The following is a 12,335-nucleotide window of genomic DNA, read 5'->3' as shown; positions in this document are numbered from 1 at the left end:
TGAAGTCTTGAACAGAACCCTTTGTTCTGTAAAATGGTCAACCGCCTAGTTTACCGTAATCGTAAGATAGATTTTAAAAAATATTTCATCAGGAGCGTATTTGATGACCGATGCGAGTCTTTCATTCCGTAGGCAACAAAAATATATTTTATATATTTTGGCAGTCTGCGTGTTAGGCTATGGGTTTTTGCCCTATCAGGCGATTTTTTTAGGCCTGATTACAGGCACTGTTTTCAGTTATTTAAATCTCTGGCTGCTGACAAAAAGAATGCAGGCCTTTGATAAAGCAGTGGCTAAAGGGAAAACGATCCGTTCTCTCGGGACTGCCTCCAGAATGTGCAATGCCATCTTAGCGGCGGCCCTTGCTTTTAAATATCCTGAGTATATTCATTTGGCAGGCGTCATTGTGGGGTTGATGACGATATATCCTGTCATTATGATAGATTCCTTTATCCAGCTAAAACGTTCATCAATGGAAGAGAGGTGAAAACCCTTTGAATCACGAAACAAGAATTGTTAATTTTTTAGGCCTTAACTTTGATTTAGCAAGCATTCTAATGATCACTGTGACATGTATCATCGTCTTTTTGATCGCTGTGCTGACCACAAGAACTCTTGCGATCCGCCCGACAAAAGCACAGAATTTCATGGAGTGGATTGTCGATTTTGTTCGCAATATTATCGGCAGCACAATGGATCTTAAAATCGGCAGAGACTTTCTCGCACTTGGCGTTACGCTCTTGATGTACATATTTGTTGCAAATATGCTCGGCCTGCCGTTTTCTATCACAGTCGGCCACGAATTATGGTGGAAATCGCCGACAGCCGATCCGGCGGTTACATTAACCCTTGCCGTGATGGTTATGGCACTGACTCATTATTATGGTGTGAAAAGAAAAGGGTTAAAGGATTACGCCTTGGATTTCGTCAGACCGATTCCATATCTGGTGCCGCTGAAAATTATAGAAGAATTCGCGAACACATTAACATTGGGATTGCGTCTCTACGGTAATATTTTTGCCGGCGAAATTCTGCTCGGCCTGCTTGCCGGCATGGCAACCAATTTCTATTCCCAAAACATTTTCTTGGGATTTGTGGGAACCATAGGCGCGGTTGTGCCGATGATCGCATGGCAGGCATTCAGTTTATTCGTAGGTACAATCCAGGCCTTCATTTTCACGATGTTAACAATGGTTTACATGTCTCACAAAGTTAGTCATGAACATTAATAAAAAAAGACATATCCGAAAAGGATAACATTTAAAGGAGGAACTTTTTCATGAGTTTAATAGCAGCTGCAATCGCAATTGGATTAGGTGCACTTGGTGCAGGTATTGGTAACGGATTGATCGTATCCCGTACGGTGGAAGGCATCGCCCGCCAGCCTGAAGCTGGTAAAGAATTAAGAACGCTTATGTTCATCGGGGTTGCATTGGTTGAGGCCCTTCCGATTATCGCGGTCGTTATTGCATTCCTAGCATTCTTCCGCTAAAACCCTATATAACACTAGTAAATGGCGAAGATCACTGCAAGAGGCCTTCGCCATTGCTTTATGGTTGCTTGAACTGTCCGACCCGCAGGAGCCCGCTTTGATGAAGAGGGGATGTTCTGACGGTTTCGAGAGATAATCTGCAAGAAGGGAGTTGCCGAATTCGATGTCTTTTATACCACATGTTATGGGAGCAGGAGTTGGGCTTAACGCCGGAACGATGTTGTTCCAGCTTGTTGCCATGTTGATTTTATTAGCGCTCTTGAAGAAATACGCTTTAGGACCGCTATTAAATATAATGAAAGAACGTGAAGATCACATCACAGGCGAAATCACGTCTGCCGAGAAAAAGCATGAAGAAGCGAGAAAGCTGATTGAAGAGCAGCAGGTGCTTTTGAAGGAAGCACGCGAAGAATCCCACTCGCTCATTGAAAATGCGAAAAAACTGGGAGAGCAGCAAAAAGAAGAAATCATCAAGGCTGCACGCCAGGAAGCAGAGCGCATGAAAGAATCTGCGAGAAGCGAAATTATAAAGGAAAGAGACCAGGCTGTCAGCGCATTGCGTGAACAAGTGGCTTCACTTTCTGTCATGATTGCTTCGAAAGTGATTGAAAAAGAGCTGGACGAACAAGCCCAGGAAAAATTAATCCAAGATTACCTTAAAGAAGTAGGAGAAAGCCGATGAGTCAATCAGCCGTCTCCAAACGCTATGCAGCCGCTCTTTTCGAAATCGCGCTTGAGTCCAAGCTGGTCAACGAAATAGAAGAAGAGCTGACCGTAATCAAACAGCTGTTTGCCGAGCATAAAAAACTGAATGCCGTGCTCAGTCATCCAAAAGTGCCGTCGGAAAAGAAAAAGCAGATCATCAAGGATTCGTTCGGATCTGCCTCAACCGCAGTCTTGCACACGCTGTATCTTTTGATTGACCGCAGCCGCATATCGATTGTGCCAGAGCTTGCTGACGAATATGTCAAAATGGCGAACAGGCACCGTCAGACAGAAGATGCGATTGTATATTCTGTGAAACCGCTCAGTGAAACAGAGATTTTTTCTTTTTCCAAAGTGTTTGCAAAAAAAGCCGGTGCTGCTTCATTACGCGTGAGAAACGAAGTGGATCCGGGTCTGATAGGCGGAGTGAAAATCCGCATTGGAAACCGCATCTATGACGGCAGTGTAAGCGGAAAGCTTGCCCGCATAGAGCGTCAATTAGCAGGTGAAAATCGAAAGAAGGGGTGAAACCTAAGTGAGCATCAAAGCTGAAGAAATTAGCACTCTTATCAAACAGCAAATTGAAAACTATCAGTCTGAAATAGAAGTTCACGACGTAGGTACGGTTATTCAGGTTGGTGACGGTATCGCGCGCGTACACGGCCTTGATAACTGTATGGCTGGTGAGCTTGTCGAATTTTCAAACGGTGTTCTGGGCCTTGCCCAAAACCTTGAAGAATCAAACGTAGGTATCGTTATTTTAGGACCTTACAAAGAAATCCGCGAAGGCGATGAAGTGAAAAGAACGGGCCGGATTATGGAAGTTCCGGTCGGTGAAGAGCTGCTTGGACGCGTTGTCAATCCGCTCGGCCAGCCGGTAGACGGACTCGGTCCGATTTTAACAAGCAAAACCCGTCCGATCGAAAGTCCTGCGCCAGGGGTTATGGATCGTAAATCCGTCCATGAGCCGCTTCAAACAGGAATTAAGCCAATCGATGCCCTCATTCCGATCGGCCGCGGTCAGCGTGAGCTGATTATCGGAGACCGTCAAACGGGAAAAACATCGATTGCAATCGATACGATTTTGAATCAAAAAGATCAGGACATGATTTGTATCTATGTAGCGATCGGTCAGAAAGAATCGACAGTCCGCGGCGTTGTTGAAACGCTTCGTAAATACGGTGCTCTAGATTACACGATCGTTGTGACGGCTTCGGCTTCACAGCCTGCTCCTTTACTGTATCTTGCGCCATACGCAGGGGTTACAATGGGAGAAGAATTCATGTATAACGGCAAGCACGTTTTGGTTGTGTATGATGACCTTTCAAAACAGGCTACCGCATACCGTGAACTGTCCTTGCTTCTTCGCCGTCCTCCGGGCCGTGAAGCATTCCCTGGAGATGTATTCTATCTTCACTCCCGTTTGCTTGAGCGCGCCGCAAAACTGAGCGATGCGAAAGGCGGAGGTTCTTTAACGGCGCTGCCATTCGTTGAAACGCAAGCCGGTGATATTTCCGCGTACATTCCGACAAACGTAATCTCGATTACAGATGGACAAATCTTCCTGCAGTCTGATTTGTTCTTCTCAGGTGTACGCCCGGCAGTCAACCCGGGACTTTCAGTATCCCGTGTAGGGGGATCTGCGCAGATCAAAGCGATGAAGAAAGTTTCCGGTACGCTTCGGCTTGACTTGGCATCATATCGTGAGCTTGAAGCATTCGCACAGTTTGGATCGGATTTGGATCAGGCGACACAGGCGAAGCTGAACCGCGGGGCCCGTACAGTTGAAGTGCTTAAACAGGATCTTCACAAACCGCTCCGGGTTGAAAAACAGGTGGCGATTCTTTATGCCCTGACAAGAGGCTTCCTTGATGATATTCCTGTTGAGGACATCAGACGCTTTGAAGAAGAGCTATTTATGTACCTTGACCAAAATCATAAAGACCTGCTCGATTCCATCGCGCAGACAGGAAACCTTCCTGCAGACGAGGACATGAAGGCTGCAATCGAAGGCTTTAAACGCACGTTCGCGCCAAGCAACTAAACAATAAAAAGTGAGAAAAAGGCTATCTTTTTCTCTCTTTTTCACGTCAATGCGAAGGAATTTGAAAACAAAAAGGTGGTGAAACCTTTTGGCCTCATTACGGGATATTAAATCCAGAATTGCTTCAAATAAAAAAATGAGTCAAATTACGAAAGCCCAGGAAATGGTTTCTGCTTCAAAGCTGAACAGGGCTGAAAACAAAGCGAAATCATTTGTTCCTTATATGGAAAAAATGCAGGAAGTCGTTGCCGATATAGCGATCGGATACACAGGCGGACACCCGATGATGTCAAGCCGCCCAGTGAAGCGGACCGGATACCTTGTCATCACAGCTGACCGCGGCTTGGCGGGGGCGTTTAACGCAAACGTGCTCCGCAAGGCGTATCAAAGGATTCAGGAACGCCATCAATCCAAAGATGAGTATGCGGTCATCGCGGTCGGAAGAATGGGGCGCGATTTCTTTAAAAAGCGCGGAATTCCTGTCATTTCTGAAATGACGGGGATCAGGGACGAAGTGACGTTTTCAGAAATCAAAGATTTGGCGAACAGCACGGTGCAAATGTATATTGACGAAACCTTTGATGAACTGTATCTGTTCTACAACCATTTTGTCAGCGCGATTTCCCAGGAGGTAACGGAGAAAAAGCTGCTGCCTTTGACAGATATTGCGCCTAACAAGAAAAAGACGTCATTTGAGTTTGAACCGGATGAAGAAGAGATTCTGGAAGTGCTCCTTCCCCAGTATGCGGAAAGTTTGATTTTTGGCGCGCTTCTTGACAGCAAAGCGAGCGAACATGCTGCGAGAATGACGGCGATGAGAAATGCGACAGACAATGCAAAAGAGATTATCGCCGACCTTGAACTGTCATACAACCGTGCCCGTCAGGCATCGATCACGCAGGAAATTACGGAAATTGTCGGCGGTGCAGCTGCCTTAGAATAGAAAAAGTTTGTCAGGAGGGATAGAGATGAAAAAAGGACGCGTTAGCCAGGTATTGGGACCGGTCGTTGATGTTCGTTTTGAAGACGGTCACTTACCTGAAATTTATAATGCGATTAAAATTTCACACAAAGCGCAAAACGAAAACGAAGTAGACGTTGAACTGACGCTTGAAGTAGCGCTGCATCTTGGCGATGATACAGTTCGTGCGATTGCGATGGCATCTACGGACGGCGTAACGCGCGGAATGGAAGCCGTCGATCTGGGAGAGCCGATCGCCGTTCCTGTAGGAAGCGCGACGCTTGGACGCGTATTCAACGTACTTGGAGAGAAGATCGATCTGGATGAGCCGCTCGCGGCTGATACTCCGAAAGACCCGATCCACAGAGAGGCTCCAAAGTTTGACCAGCTGTCAACAGAGGTCGAAATTTTAGAGACGGGAATCAAAGTCGTTGACTTGCTTGCTCCATATATTAAAGGCGGAAAGATCGGTCTGTTTGGGGGAGCTGGAGTTGGTAAAACCGTTTTGATTCAGGAGCTTATCAACAACATCGCCCAAGAGCACGGCGGTATTTCCGTTTTTGCGGGCGTTGGAGAGCGTACGCGTGAAGGTAACGACCTTTACTATGAAATGAAAGATTCCGGTGTTATCGGTAAAACGGCAATGGTTTTCGGCCAGATGAACGAGCCGCCTGGCGCGCGGATGCGTGTTGCACTGACAGGACTCACTATGGCTGAGCATTTCCGTGATAAAGAAGGCCAGGACGTATTGTTCTTTATCGATAATATCTTCCGGTTCACACAAGCCGGATCTGAGGTATCAGCCCTCCTTGGCCGCATGCCTTCAGCGGTTGGTTATCAGCCGACGCTTGCGACCGAAATGGGTCAGCTTCAGGAACGGATCACATCAACGAATGTCGGATCTGTTACGTCGATTCAGGCGATCTACGTCCCTGCGGATGACTACACTGACCCGGCGCCGGCTACGACGTTTGCTCACTTGGATGCGACGACGAACCTTGAGCGTAAGCTGTCGGAAATGGGGATTTATCCTGCGGTTGACCCGCTGGCTTCGACTTCCCGGGCGCTTGCTCCTGAAATTGTCGGAGAGGAACATTATAATGTCGCCCGTCAAGTTCAGCAGATTCTGCAGCGCTATAAAGAGCTTCAGGATATCATTGCGATGCTCGGAATGGATGAGCTTTCTGACGAGGATAAGCTTGTCGTTAGCCGTGCGCGCCGCGTACAATTCTTCTTATCGCAGAACTTCCACGTAGCTGAACAGTTTACAGGACAAAAGGGTTCTTACGTGCCTGTTAAAGAAACGGTAAGAGGCTTTAAAGAAATCCTTGAAGGCAAGTATGACCACCTGCCTGAGGATGCTTTCCGTCTTGTCGGCCGCATTGAAGAAGTAGTCGAAAAAGCGAAAGAAATGGGTGTAGAAGTCTAAACTGGTCCTAGGAGGGTAAAAGCATGAAGACCTTAAAAGTCAATATCGTTACTCCCGACGGCCCAGTATACGATGCGGATATAGAAATGGTAAGCGTTCGAGCAGAGAGCGGTGAGCTGGGGATTTTGCCCGGTCATATTCCGACGGTTGCTCCGCTAAAAATTGCTGCAGTCCGTCTGAAAAAAGACGGTCAAACTGAGCTGGTTGCCGTCAGCGGGGGAATAGTGGAAGTGCGCCCTGACCATGTCACCATTCTGGCACAGACGGCTGAAACATCTGAAGAAATTGATAAAGAACGCGCTTTGGCCGCAAAACGGCGAGCAGAGGAGCGTTTGCAAAAACAATCTCCAGATATTGACATCGTTCGGGCAGAACTTGCTTTAAAACGCGCGATTAACCGACTGGAAATTGCGAAATAAAGAAAATGATCCTTCCCATTTTCGATGGGAAGGATTTTTTATATTTGCGATTCCACAAGCAAGTGAAATGTTAAAAAAAGTTCACAAATTGTTCACCTTTTTTATTTGAATCTATCTATAATCAAAATAGTAAGCTATTTTCTCTTCCATTTCTGGAGAGCAATTCTGCTTTTCGCCTTATCTTAACAATCTCAGAAACATTCCGCAGCAACTCTTCAAGAACAGGGTGCCACCCCGTTTATGGAAAAAAGTTCTTAGCGTATTTGTATTAACACCAAACATTGAAACTGCTAAAATTATTTAAAAAGATCAACGTTTATCCTTATTCTGCATCAGAAGAGAAACCAGGTGTGCCGGCAGGGTCAGGCCGGATATAACGTAAGGAGGCGTCATCGAAAATGGAAGAGATCGGACAACAGGCTGCTGTCAGTATTTTGGTTCATCTTTTTTTTATTGCACTGACGTGGTGGGCTCTTCTGGCGGTCAACATTGACCCGCTTATCAGAAAAGGAAAAATCCTTCAGGCGAGACTATTGATGATTTTCATCACGATCGCCATCGGCTCCACGGTCAGCAACTTTTTCCTGGATTATCTTTATTACTCCAAACAGCTTCAAAATTTGTTTTCCTGATTAAGTTCATCCTTTTTCGGGAATTGAAAAATGTGGGATGAAACCGCGGTCAGGCTTTCCGCAAACTTGCGGTACTGACCTTGTTTTTCCACGTATGCTTTTCCTGCGATCCGTCAAAAATGGAAAGTAGGAGAGGATGGTGCGTGATGAAGAAAAAACAAACGGTTAATGCCCTCATTTTTATTGTGATGTTATTTTTGGCAATTCATGTATTTAAAACGCTTGATGCTGCAGGCAACACACCGATGCAACAGCTGGCCGAAGGTTTGACCCGCCATGATGTCGAGCTTGAAGAGTGGACGCTGCATACAAAGAAACAGTTTTCGCTTTCTGAAAGTGAATTTTTTGAAAAAATGAAACATTTAAAGAGCCAATATCGACAGTATGAGTGGGCTTTCTCACGGAAAGATGGTACAGTAAAAGCAACAGGAATCTATGCTGACCAAAAAAATCAAATCAGCAAAAAAATCCATTTGGTAGCTACCCTCACAAAACAGAGACCAGTATCGTATTTATTATATGAGCAAAAAGGCGCGGGACCACGGGAAAACTGGAATCATACATATAAGCAGTTTGAACGGGATGCATTCGACATAATGCGAGAAAAGACCGCAGTTTTTACTTGTCTAAAGGGCCATCTAAATGGTAAGATGGATGTTGTTTTGCAAAAAAAAGCGAACGACCTAGTGAAGGAATTTCACGCTAGGTCCGTTGAGAATGTAATGGAACCAAATTTCGTTTCTGTTTCTGCCTTTACTAACGAGTGGAAAGAATCCATTAAAACAGAAAAACATCAAATGAATTTGCAAGTCTCGCTTAGAAACGCGGGAATGGGCGAAAAACTTACCGTTACGGTTGGAACACCAATCGTCACGACTGAATATTAATATAGAGAAATTGGGACGCGGAGGGGAATACCTTGGAAAAAATCATCGTCCGCGGCGGTCGAAAGTTAAACGGCACAGTCAAAGTTGAAGGAGCAAAAAATGCCGTTTTACCTGTTATCGCTGCATCTTTATTAGCCAGTGAAGAAAAAAGCGTAATATGTGATGTGCCTACGCTCTCCGATGTATATACGATTAACGAAGTGTTACGTCATTTAGGCGCAAATGTCCATTTTGAGAATAATACAGTAACGGTTGATGCATCTCGCACTTTGTCAACTGAGGCTCCGTTTGAATATGTTCGAAAAATGCGTGCATCTGTATTGGTGATAGGCCCGCTTCTTGCTCGCACAGGCCACTCGAGAGTGGCATTGCCTGGAGGATGCGCGATCGGATCAAGACCGATTGACCAGCATTTAAAAGGCTTTGAAGCAATGGGCGCTAAGATTAAAGTCGGAAACGGCTTTATCGAAGCAACTGTAGAAGGCCGCCTTCAAGGGGCGAAAATTTATCTTGATTTCCCTAGTGTCGGAGCGACTGAAAACCTGATCATGGCTGCCGCTTTAGCCGAGGGTACGACGACTCTTGAAAACGTCGCGAAAGAGCCTGAAATCGTTGATTTGGCTAACTACATTAATGCAATGGGCGGAAAAATCCGAGGCGCCGGTACAGGCACCATTAAAATTGAAGGTGTTAAAACGCTCCATGGCGCTAAGCATACCATCATCCCTGACCGGATCGAAGCGGGAACTTTCATGGTGGCCGCAGCGATCACTCAAGGGAATGTTCTTGTGCAGGGGGCTGTTCCTGAGCATTTAACATCTTTAATTGCGAAAATGGAAGAAATGGGCGTTCAAATTATAGAAGAAGCTGACGGTCTTCGCATTATCGGTCCTGCTGAATTAAAGCCGATCGATTTGAAAACAATGCCTCATCCAGGTTTCCCGACTGATATGCAGTCACAGATGATGGCTCTTTTAATGCGCGCAAACGGCACCAGCATGATTACGGAAACCGTGTTCGAAAACCGCTTTATGCATGCCGAAGAATTCCGCCGGATGAACGGGGATATTAAAATTGAAGGACGTTCTGTCATCATTAACGGCCCTGTACAGCTTCAAGGCGCAGAAGTAGCCGCAACTGACCTGCGTGCAGGTGCTGCTCTTGTTCTGGCTGGTCTTGTTGCTGACGGCCATACACGTGTTACAGAATTAAAGCACTTAGACCGCGGGTATGTTAACTTCCATCAAAAACTCGCGGGTCTTGGCGCCGATATTGAGCGCGTAAATGATGAAGAGGTTCATCTTGAAAATAAAGAAGTTGTGACAGATTTAAATGCTTAAACCCACATGAATCAGTATGCCGGCCAGGCATACTGATTTTTTATTTTCAATATTGTTCAAGCATTCTATATCAGTATGTCTCGTATATCTATCATTATGCACCGGCATTACGATTTCAATACGTGCCGAAAGCCAAAAAGTACAGGCATATTAGCTTGTCCCCGCCCATAAAATGAGAGAGACAAAACAGAAATGGGGGCCGCTAATTTGAAACAGCTATTTATTGTACTAGCAGGAATATGCATGCTGATTTTACTCGTACCAACACTGCTTGTTCTTCCTTTTCACGGGGATACCGGGATGCCAAAAACAAACAAACACACTGAACAAAAGGAGGAAAAAGAGCCGGTGACATTAAAAAAGTCTCCCGTTTCGATTCCGGTCTACAGAACGGCTGACCGAAAAGTAGAAGACATTCCCCTTGAAGAGTATGTCATCGGGGTTGTCGCCTCTGAAATGCCGGCTGATTTTGAAATGGAAGCTTTAAAGGCACAAGCCCTTGCAGCACGCACTTACATCGTGAGACAAATGGTATCTGATCAGGCCGTACAGTCGCCCAAAGGGTCGCTTGTCGATGATACGCAAATGTTCCAGGTGTATAAAAGCAATTCAGAGCTTCGCCGAATTTGGAAGGATGATTATGATTGGAAAATAAAGAAGGTGACACAGGCTGTAGCCGGTACTCAGGGAAAAATTTTAACCTATGATCATAAGCCGATTGATGCTTCGTTCTTTTCTACGAGCAACGGCTATACGGAAAATGCAGGAGCTTACTGGACGAGTGATATTCCATATCTTAAAAGCGTAAAAAGCGCATGGGACAAAAAGTCGCCCAAATTTTTAAATCACAAAACATTTACAGTTGCTGAATTTGAGAAAAAGCTCGGTGTAACGCTTGATGACTCAAACAATATCGGGAAGATAACCGGGCGAACACCCGGAAAGCGCGTGGCAGCGGCTGTCATCAACGGAAAGAAGCTTGATGGAAGGGATATTCGCGAAAAACTCGGGCTGAAATCGGCGGATTTTGATTGGAAGCGCAAAGGCAATCAAATCATCATAACGACGAGGGGTTACGGCCACGGCGTGGGAATGAGTCAATATGGGGCCCATTATATGGCGCAAGACGGAAAAAAGGCAGAGGACATCGTCAAATATTATTACAAAGGAACGGCCATTTCCAAAGCCGATCAATTTTTAAATAAATATATGGCGAAAAAATAAACATGATACGGTATGTCAAATGTGTCATTGCCAGGATCCTCATCCACCCAAAAGTATTATACAAAAATTACAAAAATAATGTGTCAGAGGACTTGCCTTATAGCGTCCAAAGACCGTTAATTGACTGAACACCGGCAGCGGACCGGGTGTTAATGACCAATTAAAGCGCTTGATTTATGCGAAAGTAAATAACGGTGAAAAGGAGGCATGTCCTATTTATTTCTCCCTGGTGTTCTTCTACGATAATGATGTATCGAACGACTCTTAAAAATGAAAGGAGAACAGGGAGAATGAAGAAGACACTCACAGCGGGTATTCTGGCGGCCTTAGTTTTAAGTTTGGGATCGCCTGCATTTGCGGCGGAAAAAAAGCAGGAGGCAACTGTACCGGCAGATGCGCCTAACGTTGCGATTATGCTTGACGCGAGCGGAAGCATGGCCAGAAAAATCGACGGGGTATCAAAATACGAACTTGCCAAAAAAGAAGCTTTCAACTTTGGCTCAGAGCTTGAGAATACAAACGTACTCATGCGTGTTTTCGGTTCAGAGGGTAACAATAAAAATTCCGGAAAGATTCAATCTTGTAATGCCATTAGAGGCGTCTACGGATTCCAAACATATGATGAACAAAGCTTCAGAAATTCATTGAATGGAATCAAACCGACAGGCTGGACACCGATTGCAAACGCTCTTCAAGATGCAAAAAACGCATTTGATCAGCTTGACAACAATGGGAAAAATGTTGTTTATCTGCTTACAGATGGAGAGGAAACGTGCGGCGGAAATCCTGTCAAAGTAGCGACAGAATTGCGCAAATCCGACCGTGAAACAGTCGTCAATGTCATTGGCTTTGATTTCGGCGAAGGATATCATGGTCAGCTGACAAGCATCGCAAAAGCTGGCGGCGGTGAGTACTTCCAAGCTAAAACCCAAAAAGACATTAAACGAATCTTTACTCAAGAAGCAGCCAAGCTTACAAAGTAACAATGAAAGAGGCCGAGGAAAGTCCCCGGCCTTTTTGTTTGCCGGAAGATATGTTTCAGTTTACAAATATTAAGTTCTTGTGTCAGAGCATTCAGTCGCACTGTATCCTTTGGCGGGGTTATTGTCCGTGCCTTCACCATTATTGGGAAGATTATGACCTTTTAGCATACTTTTTTGATAGGACTTAAGTGAAAATGCCGCTTATGAAGAGCAATGCTC

The 12,335-nt window shown here is 45.3% G+C and carries 14 protein-coding genes; all 14 read left to right on the top strand.

Going from position 1 to position 12,335, the window contains the following annotated elements; genetic code table 11:
* The first annotated feature begins 103 nt into the window (after positions 1–103).
* On the top strand, positions 104–487 hold the full coding sequence (locus R5H20_RS21335) for an ATP synthase subunit I (RefSeq protein WP_006639414.1): 384 nt from the start codon (positions 104–106) through the stop codon (positions 485–487).
* Between the two features lie 70 nt (positions 488–557).
* Positions 558–1,229 (top strand): F0F1 ATP synthase subunit A, encoded by a 672-nt coding sequence (gene atpB, locus R5H20_RS21330; protein WP_411859083.1) that lies wholly within the window; start codon positions 558–560, stop codon positions 1,227–1,229.
* Positions 1,230–1,279: 50 nt separating this feature from the next.
* A complete protein-coding gene (gene atpE, locus R5H20_RS21325) occupies positions 1,280–1,492 on the top strand; it encodes a F0F1 ATP synthase subunit C (protein WP_006639412.1) in 213 nt (70 codons plus the stop codon).
* 184 nt (positions 1,493–1,676) lie between these two features.
* Positions 1,677–2,174 carry a F0F1 ATP synthase subunit B gene (gene atpF, locus R5H20_RS21320; RefSeq protein WP_176463737.1) on the top strand — a complete coding sequence of 166 codons (498 nt, stop codon included), beginning with the start codon at positions 1,677–1,679 and terminating at the stop codon, positions 2,172–2,174.
* Positions 2,171–2,725 (top strand): F0F1 ATP synthase subunit delta, encoded by a 555-nt coding sequence (locus R5H20_RS21315; RefSeq protein WP_006639410.1) that lies wholly within the window; start codon positions 2,171–2,173, stop codon positions 2,723–2,725. The genes atpF and R5H20_RS21315 overlap by 4 nt, the downstream gene beginning before the upstream one ends.
* Positions 2,726–2,732: 7 nt before the next feature.
* Entirely contained in the window at positions 2,733–4,241 is a 1,509-nt protein-coding gene (gene atpA, locus R5H20_RS21310) for a F0F1 ATP synthase subunit alpha (protein ID WP_006639409.1), read from the top strand.
* Positions 4,242–4,329: 88 nt separating this feature from the next.
* Positions 4,330–5,184 (top strand): ATP synthase F1 subunit gamma, encoded by an 855-nt coding sequence (atpG, locus tag R5H20_RS21305; RefSeq protein WP_006639408.1) that lies wholly within the window; start codon positions 4,330–4,332, stop codon positions 5,182–5,184.
* Positions 5,185–5,209: 25 nt separating this feature from the next.
* Entirely contained in the window at positions 5,210–6,631 is a 1,422-nt protein-coding gene (atpD, locus tag R5H20_RS21300) for a F0F1 ATP synthase subunit beta (RefSeq protein WP_006639407.1), read from the top strand.
* A 23-nt stretch (positions 6,632–6,654) separates the two neighbouring features.
* The gene (locus R5H20_RS21295; RefSeq protein ID WP_006639406.1) at positions 6,655–7,050 is read left to right on the top strand and encodes a F0F1 ATP synthase subunit epsilon; all 396 of its coding nucleotides are present in this window, start codon (positions 6,655–6,657) and stop codon (positions 7,048–7,050) included.
* Positions 7,051–7,448: 398 nt separating this feature from the next.
* Positions 7,449–7,682, top strand: coding sequence for a DUF1146 family protein (locus R5H20_RS21290; RefSeq protein ID WP_006639405.1), 234 nt, complete (start codon positions 7,449–7,451; stop codon positions 7,680–7,682).
* A gap of 146 nt (positions 7,683–7,828) precedes the next feature.
* Complete coding sequence (locus R5H20_RS21285) at positions 7,829–8,569, top strand: YwmB family TATA-box binding protein (protein ID WP_006639404.1); 741 nt, start codon at positions 7,829–7,831, stop codon at positions 8,567–8,569.
* Between the two features lie 32 nt (positions 8,570–8,601).
* Positions 8,602–9,909 (top strand): UDP-N-acetylglucosamine 1-carboxyvinyltransferase, encoded by a 1,308-nt coding sequence (gene murA / locus R5H20_RS21280; protein ID WP_006639403.1) that lies wholly within the window; start codon positions 8,602–8,604, stop codon positions 9,907–9,909.
* A gap of 207 nt (positions 9,910–10,116) precedes the next feature.
* Positions 10,117–11,133 carry a stage II sporulation protein D gene (gene spoIID / locus R5H20_RS21275; RefSeq protein WP_029419635.1) on the top strand — a complete coding sequence of 339 codons (1,017 nt, stop codon included), beginning with the start codon at positions 10,117–10,119 and terminating at the stop codon, positions 11,131–11,133.
* Positions 11,134–11,423: 290 nt separating this feature from the next.
* Complete coding sequence (locus tag R5H20_RS21270; RefSeq protein ID WP_006639401.1) at positions 11,424–12,116, top strand: VWA domain-containing protein; 693 nt, start codon at positions 11,424–11,426, stop codon at positions 12,114–12,116.
* Positions 12,117–12,335 lie beyond the last annotated feature (219 nt).

Origin of the sequence: Bacillus sp. KICET-3 (genome assembly GCF_033261025.1) — a bacterium.
Lineage (GTDB): Bacteria > Bacillota > Bacilli > Bacillales > Bacillaceae > Bacillus > Bacillus sonorensis.
This window is presented reverse-complemented; position numbering and strand designations above follow the sequence as displayed.